The following is a 22862-nucleotide window of genomic DNA, read 5'->3' as shown; positions in this document are numbered from 1 at the left end:
CGACACCACCAACCTGTCGCTCAGCGCGACCGGCACCGTGGCCGAAGGTGGCTCGATCACCTACACCGCGACCCTGACCAACGCCGCTGGCTCGCCAGTGACCGTCACCCTGAGCAACGGTTCGGTGATCACCATCGAAGCCGGTAAAACCACGGGCACCGTGACCGTTCCTGCGCCAGCTGACGACGTCTACAAAGACGCCGGCAACGTGCAGGCGACGATCAAGTCCGCCACCGGCGGCAACTTCGAGAACCTGGTCACCAGCACCACACCAGCCGTGACCAGCGTCACCGACACTATCGACACCACCACCGTGAAGCTGACCGCGACCACGACGGCGGCCGAAGGTGGCAACGTGGTCTACACCGCGACCGTCGGCGCGCCAGTGACAGGCTCGCCTGTGACCGTGACCCTGGCCAACGGTCAGTCGATCACCATCGAAGTCGGCAAAACCACCGGCACCGTCACCACTACCGCGCCGAACGACGCGTTGACCGGCCACACACCGCTGACCAACTCGATCACCAACGTTTCTGGCGGCAACTACGAAAACCTCGTGGCCGACAAGACGCCGGTCTCGACCACCGTCACCGACACCATCGACACCACCAACCTGTCGCTCAGCGCGACCGGCACCGTGGCCGAAGGTGGCTCGATCACTTACACCGCGACCCTGACCAACGCCGCTGGCTCGCCAGTGACCGTGACCCTGAGCAACGGTTCGGTGATCACCATCGAAGCCGGCAAAACCACCGGCACCGTGACCGTTCCTGCGCCAGCCGATGACGTCTACAAAGACGCCGGCAACGTACAGGCCACGATCACCAACGCCACGGGCGGCAATTTCGAGAACCTGGTGACCAGCAACACACCGGCCGTGACCAGCGTCACCGATACCATCGACACCACCACCGTCAGCATCACCGGCAGCACCTCGGTGACCGAAGGCCAAGCCGCAACCTACACCGTCAGCCTGACCAACCCGGCGCAAACCGAAGTCACCCTGAAAATCGTCTACAGCGGCACCGCCGCCGACGGTTCGGACTTCACCGGCGTGTACACCGTGAAGATCCCGGCGGGGGCCAGCAGTGCGCAGTTCAACGTCGCCACCATCGATGACAAGATCACCGAAGGCACCGAAAACTTCGTGGTCAAGATCGACTCGGCCACCGGTGGCAACTTCGAAAACCTGGCGGTCAGCAGCACCAATGGCAGCGTCAGCACCTCGATCATCGACAACGATGCACCGCCGGTCATCGACCTCGACGCCAACAACTCCAGCGGTGCAACGGGTGCCGACTACAAGGTGACCTTCACCGAGAACACCCCGGGCGCAGGTGTGTCGATTGCCGACACCGACATCAAGATCACCGACCCGGACAGCACCATGCTGACCGGCGCCACCGTCGTGCTGACCAACCGTCAGGACGGCGATGCGCTGAACCTGGGCAACAGCGTCAACGGCATTACCATCAACGCCAACAGCACCAACGGCACCGTCACCCTGACCCTGTCGGGTAACGCGACGCTCGCCGACTACATGCAGGCCATCAAGAACATCAGCTTCACCAACAGCAGTGAAGACCCGAGCACCGTGCCACGGATCATCACCGTGACCGTGACCGATGGCGGCAACTACTCCAACACCGCGACCACCACGGTCAACGTGGTGGCGGTCAACGATGCGCCGGTCGCTGCACCGGTCAACGTCACCGGCACCGAAGACACCCCGCTGATCCTCGGCTGGTCGACCTTCGGCGTCAGCGACGTCGACAGCCCGGCCAGCAGCCTGGGCGTGAAAATCACCCAGCTGCCGGGCGAAGGCAAACTGCAGTACCTGGACGGTTCGACCTGGAAAGACGTCGCCACCAACCAGACCTTCAGCAAGGCCGATATCGACGCCGGCAAGCTGCGCTTCGTGCCGGATGCCAACGAGTCGGGTGTGAACGGTTACGGTGGCACTGGCGTTGGTAACAATCAGGCCGACTACGCGCAGATCAAATTCCAGCCAACCGACGGCCAGTTGCTGGGCAACACAGGCACCATCAAGATCGACATCACCCCGGTGGCGGATGCGCCGACCCTGTCGGTGGCCGACAACAGCGTGAAATCCACCGGGCTGATCAAGGAAGTCTGGACCGGTCTGTCGGGCCTGGGCACCGACGGCAGCGGCGCGAATTCGACCACCCTGAAAAACGTGATCGACGGTGCCGGCAAGCCGAACACCAGCGGCACCGTGAATAACGTGCAGTCCGACGGCAGCGTGACCGCCGGCACCGCGTCGAAAACCTCGGGCCTGATTTATCTGGAAGCCGGCAAGACCTACACCTTCAGCGGCACCGGTGACGACAGCCTGCTGGTGACCATCGGTGGCAAGAGCGTGGCGTCCACGACGTGGGGCGCGGGCGGCAACCTCAACGGTTCGTTCACCCCGACCACCAGCGGCTACTACACCCTGGACATCTACCACCACAACCAGAGCGGCCCGGGCAGCTACGACGTCAACCTGTCGGTCAACGGCAGCACGCCGATCGACCTGAGCAGTGCCGGCGTGCCGATCTATACCGGCGTGCAGGATCTGGTGAATGCCGGCGTGACCGTCTCCGATCTGCACGGCAGCAACGGCGAAGGCTATTACGACGGCTACAAGCTCAACACCGGCGCCGAAGGCACCACCGTGAAACTGTCGTCGATCAGCACCGCGCTGACCGACACCGACGGCTCGGAAACCCTGAGCATCAAGATCAGCGGCGCACCAGTCGGTTCGGTGCTCAGCGATGGCGCAGGCCACAGCTTCACCGTGACCGCCACCAGCGGCGACGCCAACGTCACCGGCTGGAACCTCGGCACCCTGACCGTGACCCCGCCGACCTACTACAACGGGCAGTTCAACCTGACCGTGACCTCGACCTCAACCGAACAGGTCGGCGGCTCGGCCAGCACCACTGCGACCATCCCGGTCACCGTGGTGCCGGCGGTATATAACGCGGTGGTCGCCACTTCGGCCGACGACACCGTCACCGGCACCGACGGCAACGACATCATCGTCGCCGACATCGGCGGCCTGACCGTGGTGCCAGGCACCAACTACAACATCGCGTTCATGGTCGACAGCTCGGGCAGTATGAGTGCCTCGTCGATCAATGCGGCCAAGGACTCGCTGACGTCGGTGTTCAACACCCTCAAGCAGAGCCTGGGCAGCAACTCCGGCACGGTGAACATCTTCCTGGTGGACTTCGATACCCAGGTCAACAAGTCGGTGTCGGTGAACCTCAACGACCCGAACGCGCTGACCTTGCTCAAGGCCGTGCTGGACTCGATGTCGTCCGGCGGCGGCACCAACTACGAAGACGTGTTCAAGGCTACGGCGAACTTCTTCCAGAGCGCTGAAGCAGTGGCCAACACCGGGGCGAAGAACCTTACGTACTTCATCACCGACGGCCAGCCGACCTACTACCAGAGCGGCGAGCAGACCAACCCGACGCTGTACGGCAACGTGAAGCTCGACGACGTGGTGAAAACCAGCAACTACAAGCTGGGCAACAGCTTTGCGACTTACATCGACAGCACCCACTACCTGAGCATCAACACCTCCGGCGAGGTCGTGTTGCAGACGTACAAGAATGGCTACTGGAACTGGAACAGTCTGGGCACCATTCATGCTCAGGGTGACGGCACCTACGAGATCTCGAGCCTGGCCGGCAGCGGCAGCAGCACCTCGTCGTACACCACCGACAACTCCGCCGCCGGCTTCGCACTGCTGAGCGGTCTGTCGAACGTCGAAGCGATCGGCCTCAACAACGGCGTCAGCCTCAGCGATTTGAAACCTTACGATTCGGACAAGACGCCACAGACCAACATCGATCCGAAGGACCTGGCCAACTCGATCATCGGCCACACCGAAGCGACGATGCCGGGCAACGACACCGTCAGCGGTGGCGACGGCAACGACATCCTGTTCGGCGACCTGGTGAGCTTCAACGGCATTGCCGGCGAGGGTTATCAGGCAATGCAGGCGTTCGTGGCCAAGGAAACCGGGGTCGACGTCAGCAAAGTCACCACCAGCAACGTGCACCAGTACATCACCGAGCACTATCAGGCGTTCGATGTGTCCGGTGCCCACGACGGCAACGACACGCTGCTGGGCGGCGCGGGCAATGACATTCTGTTCGGCTCGGGCGGCAACGACTTGCTCGACGGCGGCAAGGGCAATGACATCCTGCTCGGCGGCACCGGCAACGACACGCTGATCGGCGGTCAGGGCAACGACATCCTGATCGGTGGTTCCGGTGCCGACACCTTCGTCTGGAAGGCGGGCGACACCGGCAACGACGTGATCAAGGACTTCAAGGCCAGCGAAGGCGACCGCATCGACCTGCGTGACCTGTTGCAGGGCGAGACCGGCAGCACCATCGACAACTTCCTGAAGATCACCACGGTCGACGGCGTGTCGTCGCTGCAAGTCAGCTCGGGCGGCAAGTTCAACTCGGGCGATGCCGCAGCCGCCACACCGGACGTGACGATCAAACTGGAAGGCAACAACTGGTCCACGGCCAACATTCACAACCTGATTGCCGGCAGCGATCCGACCATCAAGGTCGACCACAACAACAGCTGATGCGTGAACAACGGCCGCCCCACTGGGGCGGCCGTCACGTTTGCAGCGCTTGAACCGGTGACGATTTCGTCGGCGCACCGCATACTCGCGCGCAGTTGGCTATGCTGCTGACAGCATGACGCTGGTCCATTTCCGAGGGATGCTCAATGTTTTACGTGCAACGCGATGCGCAGGGTCAGTTGATTCGCGTGGAAGCTGCGGCCTACGCCGAGGCCACGGAAACGCTGCCGGCCGACCACCATGAAATCCAGGCCTGGTACGCCAACGAAGCCGTGGAGAACAGCCTCAAACAGCTCAAGCAGAGCGACCTGGAAATGATCCGGGTACTCGATGACCTGATTCAGGTGCTGACTCAGAAAGGCGTGATCCGCGTCACCGACCTGCCAGCGGCGGCCCAGGCCAAGTTGATGGACCGGACCCAGGCGCGGGAAGCGCTGGGCGGGTTGAGTCAGTTGATCGATGAGGATGAGGGCGGGTTGATCTGATCCGTTTGATCGCTCCCACGCGGAGCGTGGGAGCGATCAGTCAGCCCCAGGGTTTCGGTTCACCGAAGAGCTGCCCCTGAACCCCATACAACCCCATCTCGCGAATCACCGACAATTCCCCTTCCGTCTCGACCCGCTCGGCAATCAGCGGCAGATCGATGCTATGCGCCGCACGCTGGATCGCTTCGATGAACAGGCGCTTGTCGCTTTCCTGATCGATCGCCCGGATGTAGCTGCCATCGATCTTCAGGTACGCCAGCCCCAGCCGCGCCAGGTTGCCGATCATGCTGAAGCGCCCGCCGAAGCGCTGCAGGCTCAAGGAGAAACCGAGTTCACGCAGGCGCCGGGTCAATTGTTCCAGCACCGCTTGCTCCGGCAATTGTTCCTCGCCGATTTCCAGGGTCAGGCGCGCACCGAGGTTGGAATGCGCCCGCAGAATCTCGAACACTTTGTTCAACGCCTGCGGATCGGCGAGGGTCGCCGAGGACAGGTTCAGCGCCAGAGATTCTTCATGTCCGGCCATCTGTTCCAGCACCTGCTCGAGCATCAACCGGTCCAGTCGCGCGGTCCAGCCGAAGCGCTCCAGCCACGGCAGGAAGCGTCCGGCGGGAATGGTCTGGCCCTGCTCGTCGAGCAAACGCGACAGCACTTTGTAATGCAATACCAATTGCGTGTCCTGCGCCGCCACCACCGGCTGGAAGAACAGCTCGAAGCGCTGCTGATTCAGGGCCTGATCGAGCAAGCGGTGCCAGGCGTGGTGATCGTCGCCGACCTCCGCCACCAGGCTCTGATCGAGGCACGCCCAGTTCTGCTCGCCCTGCCCTTCGGCCTGGGCCAGCGCCTGATCGCCGAGGCTGAGGACCGCTTGCGGCGAATCGCAGTGAGCGAACGGCGCCAGGCCGATAGAAGCCACGGCGGGCACGTCGGTGGCGCCTGTCGCGTGCAGGCTGCTCAACGCACTGTCGAGGCTCTGCGCCAATTGCAGCGCTTCTTCACGGGTCAACCCCGGCGCCAGCACGGCGAATTCACCGCCGCGAATGCGGGTGACGAGGTTCTGGGTTTCCGGGTATTTGGCGCACTCGCGGGACAGTTGCTCGCCGACCGCTTTCAACAATTCATCGGTGCGCTGACCGCCGAGGCGCTGGTTGAGACCGGCCAGGTCCTTGACCCGCAACAGCAGCAGATAACCGGAACTGGCTTGCTCCGGGTTGCTCACCCGCGCATTCAGCTGCATCTCGAAATAACGCCGGTTGGCCAGCCCCGTGAGGTTGTCCTGATAGGACTCGGTGCGCAGTTTTTCACTGCGTTCGGCCTGCTCCTGGAACAGCGCCTTGAGCTTCTCGACCATCTGGTTCATGGCCAGCACCACGCGGCGCAATTCAGGCGTGCGCGGCAGATCCGGCAGGCTGAGGAATTCGCGGCGGGCGATGGCGTGGGATTGTTTGACCATGTAATCCAGCGGCTTCAATTGCCGACGCAGCAACAGCGCGCCCAGCACCGCACTCACCGCCCCGCAGACCAGCAACCAGCCAAGGCTGCCGAGCGCGCTTTGCCAGAGCTTGGCCAGGGCGAACATCGGGTGGCTGACCACCTCGACCCGCGCCGCCTGCTCCCAGCCACGACTGACCAGCGCATCGCCACCGGCCGGTTCCAGGCCGATCAGTCTGACGAACCAGTCCGGCACGTTGGTGACCGCCGGAATGCCGTTGCGCTCGACAATGGTCTGGTCGGTCTTCAGATCGACCACGCGGATGCTCGAGTAATAACCGCTGTCGAAGATCGAGCTGACCAGCAGCTCGACCATCGCCGGGTCATCGATGTTCGGCGTCAACGACAGCGCCAGCGCCGTGGCCGCATCCTGGGCGTGGGAGCGCAACTGGTTGACGTACTGGGTGCGCGAGCTCTCCAGACTGACCATGAAGCTGCCGGTGAAGGCGACCACCAGGAACAGACATATAGCGATCAACAGCTGTTTGAACAAAGACATCTGAGCGCGTGCTCCTAGTTAGTCGTCTCGACCGGAAATCCTTCGGCCTGCATTTTCTTCAACACATCCTGCCAGCGTGACAGGCGTTTGGTGTCACCGACCTTCTTGTTGCCCTTGGCGCCCGGCAGGTACAGCCCTTCGGCATTGAAAGAGTAGACCGGCAGCAAATCGGTTCGCTCGGCGGCCGGCTTGATCGGGTCGATCAGGCTGTCGAGCACCAGCGGCATGGCGTCAGGGCTGGAATAGTAAGTCAGGACCATGTGCGCGCGGTTCTGGCGCAGGGCCTTGACGTAGGTGATGCGTAACTTGTCACTGGCCACACCGAGGTGGCGCAGGCTGAAATACTTGGCGATCGCGTAGTCTTCGCAGTCGCCGGCGCCTTTCCACAAGGCCTCGATGGGGGTTTCCCAATAATCGACCTCGTGCCACAGATCGATGTCTTCGACGTAGCGCATCTGTTTGTTGAAAAACAGGTTCACCACTTTGAGCTTTTCCATCTCGCTGACCTGCTTCTGCGTGGCCAGCAGATTCTGCCAGGCATCAATCCGCTGTTGCCCTGCGCCCAACGGCCCGTACAGTGCCGTGGCCTTGCGGCTGATCGCGGAAAAATCCCAATCGGCATGCAGGCCGCCCAGCATGATGCCGGCCAGCAGCAGCGCGCCGGCAAGCCAGCGCGCAATCCGTGGGATTACGTAACGTACCGCCAATGCAAGGCATCCAGGGCAGAGAGGAAAGCGCTTGATGGTGAAGGTTAGCCCAGCAAAAAACAATGGCACCATGAGATCATCGCTGCCGCGCTAAACTTCAGATGTGACAGGGTTCTTCTACACGGTTTGACAACCTGTAGAGCAATCACTAGTGTCCTTTGGATCCAAATCCGCAGTCATAGGGTGTGCAGTTGTGACCCAAAAGCCCAAGCCACTCCACAGCATCAAAGTCGACGGCCCGATTCCCGCGCATCTGGCGCGCTCGGTCATCGAAGAAACCCTGCGCGCCGCCATTCTCGACGGGCGCCTGCCCTGCGGCACCGCCGTGCGCCAGCAGGACTTGGCCGACCTGTTCGGTGTCAGCCGCATGCCGGTGCGCGAAGCCTTGCGTCAACTTGAGGCCCAGGGCCTGCTCAACGTCACTGCCCACAAGGGCGCCGTGGTCGCACCGCTGATTCAGGGTGACGCAACGGAAACCTACGAGCTGCGCATTCTGCTGGAGTCCGAAGCGCTGCGCCAGTCGATCCCGCTGCTGACCCCGGCCGACCACGAGCGCGCGGCCGGTTTCATCGAAGAACTGGAAAACGAACACGACTACACCGAAATCGGTCGGCTCAACCGTCTGTTTCACATGGCGCTCTACAGCAAGGCGCCCAATGGCCGATTGCTGCGGCTGGTGGAAGACGGCTTGAATGAAGAAGAACGCTTCCTGCGCTTCAACCTCGAGGCCATGGGCCTGGGCAAAATCTCCCAGGACGATCACCGCGCGTTGTTGCAGGCGGTGAAAGAGCGTGACACCGCGCACGCCGTGACACTGCTGGAGCAGCACCTCAACCGCGGTGTCGAGGTCATCACCCGTTACCTCGCCAGCTCCGCCGGCCAAAGCCGCAAAGCGGCGCACTGAATCCTCCCTCCCGGGTGAGCCTCCACTCACCCGGCGAATAACCCGCTTACAAATCCCCCCACCCGTCACGGTCATTTGCCGTGGCACATCGACGCCTGCGCTCTAACCTCCCTTCTGCTTTGAACAGCCCGGAATTTGCACCGCAAGGAAGTCATTTTCGACGATAGCCGCGGCGCCGATTTACGCGCACCCTTGAATCGCCAACCCAATATAGAACGGGGACGCGCCGCCCCGGCAGCAGTCCCCGCACCAGGAACCTACGGAAGGAGCCTTGTCACGGGAACAGGAAGAAACGGCGCTCTTACAGCCCGACTTCATCCCCTCATATCAATTCGATTACTTAATTTGAAAGTTGCTTCGAGTGAGGCATTCACTCTTGTCGTTCAATTTTGGCCATTAAACGCCGAAAGGAGCAACTACGCCCAAATAAAACTTAACTTATAAGTTTTATCAGCCCCACTCATACTTCAAAAACAGCCAACTAAAAATAATTAAAAATAAACTTGTTAAGTTGTTTTGCGATGTATTAGTTTTTCTTCGCCGAGTTTGGATCCGAAATCACCAACCCGGCACAACCTTGCGCTACGGCCGGGTTCGCGGCGGTTTATCCGTCCGCTGCTGTCCCGGGCCCTTCAGACATTGCCTGTTTTCATCGAAACCGAATGAGGCTGTCGTTCGCCTGGAGAAACTTGCTCAACGTTGTTAGCGATTAATTGAGCAATCCTTATTCCCTATTAACCAGAGTCTCGCAACCATGCCAACTAAAGAGCAACTTACACTGAAGAAAGCCGAACTCAGCATTCATCCGATCTTCTCCGAGATCGATTCTTTGGCGACATTGCGCCGGTTTATGGAGTCCCATGTATTTGCCGTCTGGGACTTCATGTCGCTGACCAAACGCCTGCAGCAGGAACTGACTTGCACTCGCCTGCCGTGGTTACCGCCACGAGATCCGCACGCAGCAAGACTGATCAACGAAATCGTGCTCGGGGAAGAATCTGACGATCGGCTGTCACACGGGCATTACAGTCACTTCGAACTGTACCTCGATGCGATGCGCGAAGTCGGTGCGGACACGACAGCCGTGGAACGCTTCGTCACGCTGCAGCAGGAGGGCGTGAGTTACGACGTCGCCCTGCAAAGCGTCGAGGTCGATCCGGCCGCTGCGCGGTTCGTCCGCGACACTTTGCACACCGCACTGCATGCACCCGGTCACAGCGTTGCTGCCGCATTCCTGCACGGTCGCGAGAGCGTGATCCCGACCATGTTCCAGCGCATGCTCGATGCCTGGGGCATTGGCGTCGAGCAGGCGCCGACCTTCCGTTACTACCTCGAGCGACACATCGAGGTCGACTCCGAAGACCACGGCCCGGCGGCGGAGCAACTGCTGGACCGACTGGTGGACGGCGATCCGCAGCGCGAAGCCGAGGTCTACGCCAGCGCCATCGCCGCCGTGGAAAGCCGCATCGCCCTGTGGGACGGCCTGCGCCTGAGCATGCGCGAACCGCTGGCGGAGGTGGCCCAATGAACGCCGCCGACTACCAGTCTTTCGCCGACGCCTGGGAAAGCCGCGCGACCATCCGCACCCGGCCGCGCCGCGTGCTGGAGGACGATGCGCGGCTGATCTATCCGCTCAGCCGCCAGCCGTTGGTGCTCAGCGAAACCTTCCTGCGCGAATGCCCGCAGCAGCGTGATTTCGCCCTGGTGCAGACGTTGTACAAATTCATCAACGACGTGGTGATTTTCGAGACCGAGATCGTCGACAAGACCGCGCGAAGCATCGCCAAGAACCGCTTCGCCGTGCCCTTCCCGTTCGCCTGTCGCTACGACGCCATGACCGTGGTGGTGGACGAGGATTACCACGCGCTGGTGGCGATGGATTTCATGCAGCAGACCGTGGCCATGACCGGCATCGAGCCGATCGAGTTGCCGAATGAAATCGAACTGAGCCGGGCGATTCCGGCCGCCGTCGAACTGGCCCCGCAACACCTGCGCAGCGCCGTGGAGCTGATCTGCGTGGCCATCGCCGAAAACACCGTGACTGGCGATGTCGCGGCGTTCGCCCGGGACGACACGGTCAAGCCATCCATCAAGGGCCTGATGGCCGACCACTTGCTCGACGAAGGTCGCCATTCGAGTTTCTGGGCGCGGATGGTGCGCATCTACTGGCACACCGCGAGTGATGCGGATCGCGACTGCATCGCGCAGATCCTGCCGGTGTTCATCGGCCATTACCTGACCAACGACATCCAGAAGTCCTTCGACCTGCGCCTGATCGATGCCCTGCCGGTCAACGACGCAACCCGCCGCGCACTGAAAGACGAGATGGCCGGGCTGGCCTTCCCGATCAATCGCCACCACCCGCTGGTGGGCAACATCGTGCGGTTTTTCCAAAACAGCTCGCTGCTCGACACACCGTGCGTGCAGCACGCCCTGCGCGATTACCTGGTTTGACAAGGAGGCTGACATGAGACGTCTCGACATTTTGCTGAGGGGCCGCAGCCAGGCCTTGACCGACCTGGCGCAGGAGCTCGAACAACACGGTCATTCATTGCTGACGGAGATTGCTCCGTCGGTGGATCTGGTGATCGATGACGGCAGTCTTGCGCCGCAGGATTACGGCACCACATCGCAGCTGAACTTGCGCCTGGGCATTGGTGCAACGGGCATCGGCGGACTGCCGGTGCTCGATCTGCTGTGCCTCTGCAACACGACACTGCTGAGCCGCGTGCCCATCGCCGACGAACCGTCCGGCAATGGTCAGGCCCTGCGCCAGCGAACACTGGCGCAGGTGGTGGACGAAGTGGCGCTGCTGGTCAGCCGTTTCTCCCGCGACGCCGAGTATTTCCAGCACGCGACAGCGGCCCGTGCGCCGGACTTCGAACAGGTGGAAAACCTGCTGTTTCTCGACGGCCTGGCCTACGTCCATCGCCTGAATGTCACGGCCAATCCGGCCTTGCTGCAACAGGCGCAGATCCCGGTGATCGAGCGGCTGCAACAGAGTCTGATCGAGCACGCGGAGCGCCCGGCGCTGCACCTCGCCGAGCAGTCGATCAGCTACCGCCAGTTGCATGCTCACAGCCGAGCGATCCAGCAACGCTTGCTGGCCATGCTGGAGACACAACCGCAACCCTGGGTCGTGGGAATTTGCCTGCCGAAATGCGATGCGCTGTTTGCTTCGATCCTGGCGATTCTCGGCAGCGGTGCGGTGTACCTGCCGCTGGAGCCGAGCCATCCACTTCAGCGCCAGCAGTACATTCTGGAAAACGCCGGGGCGGTGCTGTTGCTGCACGACGGCGAACACCCGCTGAGCGGTTCGATGCCGGGACTGGATGTCTGCCGCATCGACTGCACCGACGCCGATCTGTCGCAACCGTTGATGCGTCGTCGGCCCGAGCTCGATGCGCCGTGCATGGCGCTCTACACCTCGGGCACCACCGGGCATCCGAAGGGTGTGCTGCTGAGTCAGGCAAATCTTGCGCACTTCACCGCGTGGTACGCCGACTACGTGCAGTTGCACGCCGAGAGCCGAGTGCTGCAGTTCTCTTCGCTGAGTTTTGACTCGTCGCTGATCGATATTTTCCCGAGCCTGCTCGAAGGCGCGGAACTGGTGGTGCCCGACGACAACCAGCGCCGCGATCCGCTGCAACTGGTGGCGCTGATTCGCCGTCGGCAACTGACCCACGCGTTCCTGCCGCCGGCGCTGTTGAGCATCCTGCCGCTGGAGCAACTGCAAAGTGTCGGGCGGATCATGACTGGCGGCGACGTCTGCGAGCCGTTCGTGATCGAACAACTGACGCGCCAGGGCAAACTGTACAACCTCTACGGCCCGACCGAAGCCACGGTGCTGATCACCGCGCGGCAACTGCAACCGGGCGACAGCAATCGCACGCTCGGCGGACCGATTGCCAACAGTCGGGTGCTGATCCTCGATGACGACCTGCAACCGGTGCCGGAGCAAACGGTGGGCGAACTGTTCATCGTCGGCCCCGGCGTGTGCCTGGGTTACTTGAACAATCCACAGCAGACCGCCGAGCGCTATCTGGACCTGGAGTTGCCGGATGGTCAGCGTCTGCGCGCCTACCGCAGCGGCGACATGGCCAAGTGGGGCGAGGACGGCATCGAACTGTGCGGACGGCGCGACAATCAGGTGAAGATCCGCGGCTTCCGGGTCGAGCCGGAGGAGATCGAACGGTGCCTGCGCGAGAGTCAGCTGTATCGGCAGATCGCGGTGGTGATCGACAGTCAGCGACGGATTCTGGCGTTCCTCGCCCAGCCGCAATCGGATGCCGCGCGCGAGTCGCTGAAAGCTCACGCACAGCAGTTTTTGCCCGACTACATGCAACCGGTGGCATGGACGGAACTGCCGAACATGCCGTTCGCCGCCAACGGCAAAGTCGACCGAAAAGCCTTGCTGGAATTGCCGGTCAGCGTGCAGGACAGCGGCCCCAAATGCCTGCCGGCCAACGCCGACGAAGCGCTGCTGCTGGAGATCTGGGGCGAGTTGCTAGAGCTGCCGACCAGCGATATTTCCACCGACGAAAGCTTCTTCAATCTCGGCGGTCACTCGATTCTGCTGTCACGCATGCTCCTGCGTCTGCGGGAGGAATTCGGTCGCAGCATCTCGATCAACCGCTTCATCGAACTGCCGACCATCGCCAAGCTCGCCACCCTGGTGCGCGGCACCGATGACAGCGCGGTGCTCAGCGCTCAGGCGATGGCCGACGCCGAGCGAGCGCTGGAAATCGAGCCGTTGCCGATCAGCCGCATGGGCGATGTGCACAAGGTGATCGTCACCGGCGCCAACAGTTTTGTCGGTGTGCACATCGTCGAGGCGCTGCTGGGATGGGGCGCCAGCGAGGTGGCGTGTCTGGTGCGCGACGGCGGCGGGCAAACCGCGGCGCAGCGCTTTGCCCAAGCGCTGCGAGAGAACCGGCTGGAGCATCTGGACCTGAGTCGGGTGCGAGTCTATTCGGCGGACATCACCCGGCCGCAACTGGGCCTGGCCAATGAGGATTTCGAGCGACTGGATCGTGAGTTCGGCGCGCTGGTGCACAACGCGGCCAACGTCAATCACGTCCTCGACTACGAGTCGCTGGCGGCGGACAACGTCGAGCCGATTTTCGAACTGCTGCGGCTGTGCGAAGGACGCAGCAAGAAGGTGTTCAATTTCGTCTCGACGCTGTCGGCCTCCAGCACCGTCGACGACGCAGGCCGGGTGCTGGAACTGCCCGCCGCACCGACGGCGCCGATCTACATCCGCAACGGCTACAACCTGTCGAAATGGGTCGGCGAGCGCATCCTCGAACGGGCCCGGGAGCGTGGGGTGCGGGTCAATCTGTATCGACCCGGCAACATCAGTTTCAACAGCCTCAGCGGCGTGTGCCAGCCGCACAAGAACCGTTTGATGCTGATGCTCAAGGGCTCGATCCAGCTCGGTCAGGTGCCGGCCTTTGCACTGAATTTCGACCTGATGCCGGTGGACTTTCTCGCCCGTTTCATCGCCTTCCACGCCAGCCGTTATTCGCCCGAACGGGCGGTGTTCAACCTGCACAACCCGGAGCCCCTGAGCTGGGATGCCTACGTCGCGTCGTTCCGCGAAACCGGCAGCGAGTTTTCGCTGGTCAGCGTCGCCGACTGGCAACAGCAACTGGGCCGGGTCGATGCCGACAACGCGCTGTTCGGCGTGCTCGGTTTCTATCTCAACGGCTTCGAGGAAGACATCGGCGACATCTCCCTGATCGGCCACGCCAACGCCCAGGCCGGCGTGCAGCAGATGGGCGCGCACTACCCGGAAAAATCCCCGGCGCTGCTGCGTCGCGGCTGCGAGTACCTGAAAGAAATCAACTTCATCTGACTCATCAACCAAGGAGCAACACCATGAGCAATCTGCAACCCGACACCCTGATCAAGAATCCTCACGGCTGCCACGTCGTGTCTTCGGTGGAAGTGCCGGTGGACGCCAATGAGGTGTGGTCGGTAGTGGGCAAATTCGACGGTTTCGACCGTTTCATTCCGGCGCTGTCGCACATCGAAATGACCGGCGAAGGCGTGTCTTCGCTGCGCAAGAAGTTCTTCAAGGATGGCAACATCGTGGTCGAGCAACTCAACTCTCGGGACGACCAGGCGCTGAGCATGACCTGGACCACGATCTACAACACCCTGGGCGTGGCCAATCTGTGGGCGGCGATGAATGTAGAGTCGCTGGGCGCGGGCAAGTCGCGGGCAACCTGGACGATCATTGCCGAACCGGCCAGCGGTGGGCCCGAGGCACTGCCGGGGTTCAAGGACTTCGTGCAGGGCTTTGCCGATGATGCGATGGGCAATGTGCTGAAGCTGTTTGTGTAAGGTTTCAGTTCTGCGGTGATTGAGCCACCGCTATCGCTGGCAAGCCAGCTCCCACAGGTTCCCGGTCGGTCACAAATGTTGTGTGCGCCAGAAATCCTGTGGGAGCGGGCTTGCCCGCGATGAACGATCGCGGTCTGACTTGGTGTCAGATCTTGAAGCTGTCGACCAGTTGCTTCAAACGGTTGGCCTGCTGCGACAACGCATCGCAATCCTTCAACGTTTCATTGAGGTTGGCCACGCTCTGCTGGTTCAGCAGGTTGATCTGGTTGACGTCGACGTTGAGGGTTTCCACCACGGCAGTCTGTTCCTCGGTAGCGGCAGCCACCGACTGGTTCATGCCGTCGATTTCGCCGATGCGCTGGGTCACGCTGACCAGACGCAGACCGGCCTGGTTCGCCACTTCAACGGTCTCCTCGCTGGACGCCTGACTGGCGTTCATGGTGGTCACCGCTTCGCGGGAGCCGACCTGCAGCGAAGTGATCATCTTGTGGATCTCTTCCGCCGATTCCTGGGTGCGGTGAGCGAGATTGCGCACTTCGTCCGCCACCACCGCAAAACCGCGTCCGGCTTCACCGGCCCGGGCCGCTTCGATGGCCGCGTTGAGCGCCAGCAGGTTGGTCTGCTGGGAGATGCCTTTGATCACGTCGAGAATGTGGCCGATGTTGTCGGTGCTCGCATTCAGGGTTTCGATCTGGGTGCACGACAGGCTGATCTTCTGCGACAGCTCGGTCATGGCCTGAATCGTCTGCTCGACCACCTGACGACCGTCATCGGCCTGCTCGCTCGCGCCGCTGGCGTGTTGCGAAGCATCGGCGGCGTTACGGGCGATTTCCTGGGTGGCGGCACCCAGCTGATTGATCGCCGCAGCCACGCTGTTGGTGCGCGCGCTTTGCTCGTCGGAGCCGATGATCGAGGCGTTGGACGATGCCATCACCCGTTGCGACAGGTCGTGTACGTGGCGAGTCGCCGACGACACTTCGGAAATCGAGGCGTGAATCCGCTCGACGAACTGGTTGAACGAACTGCCCAGTTCGCCGAACTCGTCCTTGCTTTCCACCACCAGGCGGCGTGTCAGGTCGCCTTCACCCTGGGCGATGTCCTGCATCGCACGGCCCATGGTGATCAGCGGACGCATCAGCACGGTGATCAGCAGGCTCAGGAACACCGCAATCGCGCCGACGGCGACGAACATTGCGATCAGTGCCGAGGTGCGGAACTGGCTGAGTGCGGCGTAGGCCTTGTCGCGGTCGATCGACAGACCGATGTACCACTCGGCATTCGGCAGACCGGCGACCGGAGTGAACGACAGGATGCGTTCCTGGCCGTTGAGCACCACGTTCTGGTTGCCCTTCTCGATACGCACACCGGCGTTCGGGTAGATGTCCTTGAGGTTCTTCATCACCTGGTCTTTGTCCGGGCTGACGATCACCTGACCGTCACCGCTGACCAGGAACGCGTGGCCCAGGCCGCCGAAGTCCACCGAGTTGATGATCTTCACCAGGGTTTCCAGACTCAGGTCACCGCCGACTACGCCGAGCAGCTCGCCGTTCTTTTTCACCGGCATGGCGATGGTCACCACCAGACCGCCAACGGCGGCCATGTACGGCGGGGTCAACATGGTCTGGTCAGCGGCCACGGCCTGCTTGTACCAGGGACGCTGACGCGGATCGTAACCGTCCGGCATCTTCGCGTCAGGGCGCTGGGTGAACACGCCGTTGGCCTGACCGACGTAGGTGAACTGGAAGTTCGAGGTGAAGGCCGGTTGATCGACCAGGCCCGGGAAGTCGGCGTTTTTGCCTTGATGGGCAACGTTCTGCGCGAGGTTTTCCAGTACCAGAATCCGCCCGCTCATCCAGTTCTGCACACTGCTGGCGGTCAGGTCACCGGCCTGCTGGACGGAAGACTGGAGGTTCTGGCGAATGGTGTTTCGCTGCAGATAGTCGTTGTACAACGTGAACAGCGCGAACGCCAGGACCACGACGCCCGAGGCGGCCAGCAGGATTTTATGGCTGAACTTGAGATTCATTTCATGGGACTTCTTATGCGAAAAGTGGGGATGCGTTCCGGATGCAACATTCCATGTACAGCGCAGGCAGCGTTCTGACGGCTGCTCTACTTTGGTGCACGCATGTCTCACCAGTCTGTCGGCACGCTTTGGAGAAAACTTAGGGTTTTGCAGGAAATGGATGGCATTTCTGCCAGATTCCCGCCGGACGGCGTATTAGAGCGGTCGCCTCTGCTTTTTTGATGAGCGTTTTGCAGCGCCGGTTGCAAATTCTGTAACCCTTGATGACAATGCGACTAATTATCATTTGTGACGTTCGGGCTGTCGCGTTCATGTCCTCACCTGAGTTGGCTGTACAGGCGCTTTACACGAGTCATCACGGCTGGCTCAACGGCTGGTTGCGCGCTCGGCTGGGCAATGCTGCCGATGCGGCGGATCTGGCCCAGGACACCTTCGTTCGCCTGTTGCAGCGCACCGAGCGCCTGGAACTCAAGGCACCCCGCGCGTTTCTGCGCACGGTTGCCCGGGGATTGGTGATCGACCATTGGCGCCGTGAGGAAATTGAACGCGCCTATCTGGAAACCATCGCCCATTTGCCTGAAGCCGAAACTCCGAGTGCCGAATCCCGCGCCTTGGTGATCGAACTGCTCGAGGGCATCGCCCGCATGCTTGAAGGCTTGAAGCCAAAAGTGCGTCAGGCATTTCTGCTGGCTCAGTGCGAAGGTTTGACCCACAAACAGATTGCCGAGCAGATGGGGCTGTCCCTGCGTTCGGTGGAGCGCTACGTCGCCGACGCGCTGTTTCACTGCTACATGTTGCGGTATGAAAGCTGATGCCTGTGGATAACCTCTCGCTTGGCCGACGCGCCGAGCCACCGCAACAAGTCGTACGACAGGCCATTCACTGGCTCCTGCGTCTGCGCAATAACCATGGCAACCCGCGCCTGAATCGCCAGTGCGAACAATGGCGCGCTGAACACCATGATCACGAACTGGCCTGGCAGCGGGTGCAGTCTCTGCAAGCCGAACTGACCCACAATCTGCGCGCCGTGCCCGGTGCGCAGGTGGCGTTCAACACGCTGGAAAACAGTGCGCAGGGGTTGGGTCGACGTCAGGCCTTGAAGCTATTGTCCGGCGCGCTGCTGATGGGCTCGGCGGGATGGCTGGCCAGCGACACTTCCGTCTGGCAACAGTGGCGTGCCGACTATGCCACCGCCACGGGCGAACGCCGTGGCTTCCAGTTGCCGGACGGCACGCGGATCGAGCTCAACACCGCCAGCAGCGTGGATCTCGATTACACCGCACAGCAACGGCTGATCAAACTGACCCGCGGCGAAATCATCGTCACCTGCGGCGGTGCCGATGAAGGTGCGCCGTTTGATCGACCGCTGCGGGTGCAGAATCTTCATGCCAGTTACGAACCGTTCAACGCTCGATTCATCCTGCGCCAGGAAGAGGGTTGCACCCGCCTGAGCGTTACCAGTGGCCGGGTCGCGATTCATTCCGCTGGCAACTCGACGGAGGCCATCGCCGGTCAGAGCTACCTGATCGATCACCATCAAGTTCGCCCGGCGCCGGCGTTGGACATGGACGCCGGTGCCTGGGTCGACGGGTTGATCGTGACCCGCAACATGCGGCTGGGCGACTTCCTCAGCGAAGTCGGCCGGTATCGTCAGGGGTTTCTGAGCTGTGCGTCGGACATCGCGGATTTGCGCCTCTCCGGCGTGTTCCGTCTTGAGGACACCGACAAGCTGTTGGCGATCCTGCCGCAGACCCTGCCGGTGCAATTGCGCTACCGCACCCGTTGGTGGGTGACGCTGGAGTCTGTGGCCTGAAAGTATTTTGGCGGGTTTTCGCGGCAAGTCCGGCTTAGTCAGTAAGCACTTCAACTCAGCCTTCGCGACTGCCTACGGAAACCTACAATGACTGCGCGCGTTACCTGTAAGAACCCTCTGAATTTCTCTGCCGAATCCGGCCTGTTGCGCCACGCCGTTCGGGCGGCGCTGTTTTCTACTGCACTGGGCGTTGGCGTGCTGCCGAGCCTGAGCATGGCGGCCAATGCCAGCGAGGTCAGCAGCCACCGCTACAACATCGCCCCCGGACCGCTGGGCGATGCGCTCAACCAGTTCGCGCGTGAGGCGGGCATCACGTTGTCGATGACGCCGCAGCAAACCCAGGGCCGGCAGTCTCCGGGTGTGCAGGGCGAGTATTCGACCGATCAGGCCCTGAGCCACTTGCTCGGCGGCTCGGGCCTGGAGGCGATCAGCCAGGACGGCAGCAGCTATGTGTTGCGCTCGGTCGCAGAAACCGAAGCGCTGGCCCTGCCGACCACCGACATCAAAGGCTTCGCCCTCGGCAACGCACTGGGCAGCATGGACGGCTATAACGCGACGCACAGTCAGATCGCCACCAAGACCAGTACCGCGCTGCTGGAAACTTCGCAAAGCGTGTCCGTGGTCACCCGCGAGCAAATGGATGACCAGGGCTCGCAAACCGTGTCCCAGGCCATGCGTTACACCCCCGGCGTGCTGACCAATCCTTACGGCGCCACGCACCGTTACGACTATGTGGCGATGCGCGGCTTCAACGATGGCTCGGTGGACAACATCTACCTCGACGGCCTCAAGTCGATGGGCGACAGCGGCACCTACAGCACCATGCAGGTCGACCCGTATTTCCTCGAGCGTGTCGATATCCTGAAGGGCCCGTCGTCGGTGCTGTACGGCCGCAGCTCGCCGGGCGGTCTGGTGGCGCTGACCAGCAAGAAGCCGCTGTACGAGGCCTATCACCAGGTTCAAGCCACCGTCGGCACTCAGGGCCAGCGCGGTGTCGGTTTTGACTTCAGCGGACCGGTCGATGACGACAAGCGCATCGCCTATCGTCTGATCGGATTGACGGATCAGTCCGACACGCAATTCGACCACAACAAGGAAAAGCGCTTCGCCCTCGCGCCGACCGTCAGCATCGATTTCAGCGAAGACACCTCACTGACTCTGCAAGCGTATCTGCAGCATGACCCGGACGGCGGCTATCACGGTGGCGTGCCGGCCGACGGCACGATTCATCAACGCAACGGTAATCGTATCTCGCCGCACTTCTTCGAAGGCGAGCCGGGCATCGATGGCTACTCCCGTGATCAGCAGTCGTTCGGTTACCAGTTCGAACACCGCTTCAACGACGTCTTCACCGCGCGGCAGAACTTCCGCTACCTCGACTCCAAAGTGAACATGGATCAGGTGTACGCCTATGGCTGGACGTCGCCGACCAGCAACGAACTGAATCGCTACTACACCGGCGGTAACGAGCGCCTCCATGCGTTCATCGTCGACAACATGCTCCAGGCCGAATTCTTCACCGGCGCGACCAAGCACACAGTGCTGATGGGTGCGGATTACCAGCGGCGCAAAACCGTGGTCGACTGGACCAGCGGCGGTCTAGCGCCGATCAACGCGTTCAACCCGGTGTACGGCAATTCCGCTATTACACCGTACGGCGAGACCAGCTATCTGCGGCGCCTGGAGCAGACCGGCGTTTACCTGCAAGACCTGATCGAAATGGACAAGTGGCGCTTCTCGCTGGGCCTGCGTCAGGACTGGGTGGAAACCTCCGACGAAAACCGCATCGCCGAAGCGGGCCGCCCGGTCGGCACCGAGATCAATGATCGACGCACCAAGCTCACCGGCCGTGCCGGCGCGCTGTATCTGTTCGATAACGGGCTTGCGCCGTACATCAGCTATTCCGAGTCGTTCAATCCGAACTCCTACGCGGACAGTGCCGGCAATCCTCTCGCACCGACCGATGGAACGCAGTGGGAAGTGGGCCTGAAGTATCAGCCGCCGGGCACCGACAATCTGTTCACCGCCTCCTTGTTCCACATCGATCAGGAGAACCTGGCGACCAAACTGCCGCAGGAAAACTTCTATCGCGCTGTTGGCGCTGTTCGCTCTCAAGGCCTTGAACTGGAAGCGCACATGCAGTTGACCGACAACCTGAAAGTCCTCGGCAGCTACACCTTCACCGACATTGAATACTCGAAGTCGATGACCAGTACCTTGAGCACACCGACCAATGTGATCGAGAACAAAGGCAACTCGCCAACCCAGGCACCGCGGCACATGGCATCGCTGTGGGCGGACTACAAGTTCGACAGCGCGGCACTCGATGGTCTGCGACTGGGCGGTGGTGTGCGGTATGTCGGCTATAGCTGGGCGGATGCAGAGAACACCATGAAGGTGCCGTCCTACACATTGTTCGACGCATCGATTGGCTATGACCTCGGCAAGGTCGGTTTGAAGGGTGTCGACGTACGCCTGAATGCGAACAATCTGACCAACGAATCCTACGTGGCCTCCTGCGCAAGTCTGGACTTCTGCTACATGGGCGAAGAGCGCAACGTCGCCGCGACGGTCAGTTACCAGTTCTAAGCCTTTGTCTTGTGCATGAAAAAGCCAGCCCCTGATTTCAGGGGCTGGCTTTGTCGTATCTGTGGGGGAATTTTCATGCGTTCGTTTCTGGTTTTGTTGCACCGGTATATCGGGTTGGCCACGGCGGTTTTTCTGCTGCTGGCAGGGGTTACCGGGAGCATTCTGGCGTTCAACCATGAGCTGGATGAGTGGTTGAATCCGGAGTTTTACGCAGCTTCGGCCGAGGGGGCGAAACTACCGCCAGGTGAGCTGGTGGATGCGGTGCAATCGTTACATCCGAAGTTGCAGGTCTGGTACATGGAGTACCCGAACGAGGCAGGCCACACGGCATTGCTGGCGGCGGTTCCACGGAATGATCCGGCGACGGGCGAACCGTTTAAAGAACGCAATGAAGTGTTCTACCTTGATCCGGTGAGCGGAGAGCAAAAAGGTCAGCGTTACTGGGGCGAGTGCTGTTTCCAGCGTGAGAACTTCGTTCCGTTCATTCTTGAGTTTCACTACAACCTGACACTGCCCGGTAACTGGGGTTTGCTGTTGATGGGGTTGGTGGCCATCGCCTGGGTAATCGATTGCTTCATCGCCCTCTGGCTGACGTTGCCGCGGGGTAAACCGTTCTGGAAGAAGTGGTCGAACGCCTGGAAGATTAAGGGCGGGCATGCCTATCGGCTCAACTTCGATCTGCATCGAGCGGGGGGCTTGTGGCTGTGGTTGTTATTGCTGCCGATAGCCATCAGCAGCGTAGCGATGAACCTGCCGAGCCAGGTTTTCAAACCGGTGGTGTCGTTGTTTTCTCCGATTGAACCGAGCGTGTATGAAGCCCGAGGACGAATGCCTGCCGAAGAGCTGGGGATCACTCGATTGAGTTATCAACAGGCATACGAAAGGGCACAGCAGGAGGGGAAAAGGTTGGGGCTGACAGCGGCGATCGGCGAGTTGTATTACAGCTTTGAGTACAACTTCTACGGTGCGGGGTTTGGACAGCATGACACCGAGGCCCACGGCAAATCCTGGTTGTTCTTCCACGGTACTGACGGACGATTATTAGGGCAGGAGATCGCAGGAGAAGGGACGTTGGGAGAGCAGTTTTATCGGTTGCAGTTGCCGATACATGGGGGGCGGATCATAGGTTTCACCGGGCAAGTGATGATCGCAGTATTGGGTGTTCTGATTGCGGGGTTGTCGGGGACTGGCGTCTACATCTGGTGGCGCAAATGGCAGGCTCGTCGGAGCAGCAAGGCACGCAGAGCGGTTTGAAGACAGGTTTTTGGTGTCCCCTGAAACGACAAAACCCCTGTCTGCTTTAGCAGACAGGGGTTTCGGAATTCAATCTTGACGATGACCTACTCTCACATGGGGAAACCCCACACTACCATCGGCGATGCATC

At 61.3% G+C, this 22862-nt stretch carries 13 protein-coding genes and 1 pseudogene; 11 read left to right on the top strand and 3 right to left on the bottom strand.

The genetic code is table 11. From position 1 onward, the window contains the following. Positions 1–4618: pseudogene (locus ACTJK9_RS29225) on the top strand (LapA family giant adhesin); the annotation flags it as partial. 146 nt (positions 4619–4764) lie between these two features. After that, positions 4765–5103 (top strand): tryptophan synthase subunit beta, encoded by a 339-nt coding sequence (locus ACTJK9_RS29220; protein ID WP_085613332.1) that lies wholly within the window; start codon positions 4765–4767, stop codon positions 5101–5103. 40 nt (positions 5104–5143) lie between these two features. Here the strand turns inward: ACTJK9_RS29220 and lapD are convergent, their stop codons facing one another. Both lapD and lapG read right to left on the bottom strand, forming a co-directional pair. Beyond that, positions 5144–7090, bottom strand: coding sequence for a cyclic di-GMP receptor LapD (gene lapD / locus ACTJK9_RS29215; RefSeq protein ID WP_440817821.1), 1947 nt, complete (start codon positions 7088–7090; stop codon positions 5144–5146). Between the two features lie 14 nt (positions 7091–7104). Beyond that, on the bottom strand, positions 7105–7797 hold the full coding sequence (lapG, locus tag ACTJK9_RS29210) for a cysteine protease LapG (RefSeq protein ID WP_039773040.1): 693 nt from the start codon (positions 7795–7797) through the stop codon (positions 7105–7107). Positions 7798–7990: 193 nt separating this feature from the next. Here lapG and ACTJK9_RS29205 point away from each other — a divergent pair, with 193 nt between their 5' ends. From ACTJK9_RS29205 to ACTJK9_RS29185, 5 genes are all read left to right on the top strand, one after another. Next, positions 7991–8701, top strand: a complete 711-nt coding sequence (locus ACTJK9_RS29205; RefSeq protein ID WP_221398446.1) for a GntR family transcriptional regulator — start codon at positions 7991–7993, stop codon at positions 8699–8701. Positions 8702–9455: 754 nt separating this feature from the next. Then, positions 9456–10229 carry a DUF3050 domain-containing protein gene (locus tag ACTJK9_RS29200; protein WP_039773044.1) on the top strand — a complete coding sequence of 258 codons (774 nt, stop codon included), beginning with the start codon at positions 9456–9458 and terminating at the stop codon, positions 10227–10229. Beyond that, positions 10226–11155 carry a diiron oxygenase gene (locus ACTJK9_RS29195; protein WP_440817818.1) on the top strand — a complete coding sequence of 310 codons (930 nt, stop codon included), beginning with the start codon at positions 10226–10228 and terminating at the stop codon, positions 11153–11155. Before ACTJK9_RS29200 ends, ACTJK9_RS29195 begins: the two co-directional genes overlap by 4 nt. Positions 11156–11168: 13 nt before the next feature. Then, entirely contained in the window at positions 11169–14558 is a 3390-nt protein-coding gene (locus ACTJK9_RS29190) for an amino acid adenylation domain-containing protein (protein ID WP_440817816.1), read from the top strand. A 23-nt stretch (positions 14559–14581) separates the two neighbouring features. Continuing rightward, positions 14582–15049, top strand: coding sequence for an SRPBCC family protein (locus ACTJK9_RS29185; RefSeq protein ID WP_085613337.1), 468 nt, complete (start codon positions 14582–14584; stop codon positions 15047–15049). Positions 15050–15194: 145 nt separating this feature from the next. Here the strand turns inward: ACTJK9_RS29185 and ACTJK9_RS29180 are convergent, their stop codons facing one another. Beyond that, complete coding sequence (locus tag ACTJK9_RS29180; RefSeq protein ID WP_064592567.1) at positions 15195–17075, bottom strand: methyl-accepting chemotaxis protein; 1881 nt, start codon at positions 17073–17075, stop codon at positions 15195–15197. Positions 17076–17386: 311 nt separating this feature from the next. Here ACTJK9_RS29180 and ACTJK9_RS29175 point away from each other — a divergent pair, with 311 nt between their 5' ends. The 4 genes from ACTJK9_RS29175 to ACTJK9_RS29160 all read left to right on the top strand — a co-directional run bounded on the left by ACTJK9_RS29175 (position 17387) and on the right by ACTJK9_RS29160 (position 22731). Next, complete coding sequence (locus ACTJK9_RS29175) at positions 17387–17887, top strand: sigma-70 family RNA polymerase sigma factor (RefSeq protein ID WP_085647888.1); 501 nt, start codon at positions 17387–17389, stop codon at positions 17885–17887. Next, complete coding sequence (locus ACTJK9_RS29170; RefSeq protein WP_440817813.1) at positions 17887–18888, top strand: FecR domain-containing protein; 1002 nt, start codon at positions 17887–17889, stop codon at positions 18886–18888. The genes ACTJK9_RS29175 and ACTJK9_RS29170 overlap by 1 nt, the downstream gene beginning before the upstream one ends. An 87-nt stretch (positions 18889–18975) precedes the next feature. After that, the gene (locus ACTJK9_RS29165; RefSeq protein WP_440817812.1) at positions 18976–21477 is read left to right on the top strand and encodes a TonB-dependent siderophore receptor; all 2502 of its coding nucleotides are present in this window, start codon (positions 18976–18978) and stop codon (positions 21475–21477) included. A 75-nt stretch (positions 21478–21552) separates the two neighbouring features. Next, a complete protein-coding gene (locus tag ACTJK9_RS29160) occupies positions 21553–22731 on the top strand; it encodes a PepSY-associated TM helix domain-containing protein (protein WP_440817811.1) in 1179 nt (392 codons plus the stop codon). The last annotated feature ends 131 nt before the right edge of the window (positions 22732–22862 follow it).

Origin of the sequence: Pseudomonas sp. 22082, from assembly GCF_052046055.1 — a bacterium.
In the GTDB taxonomy this organism is placed as follows: Bacteria; Pseudomonadota; Gammaproteobacteria; order Pseudomonadales; family Pseudomonadaceae; genus Aquipseudomonas; species Aquipseudomonas pharyngis.
This window is presented reverse-complemented; position numbering and strand designations above follow the sequence as displayed.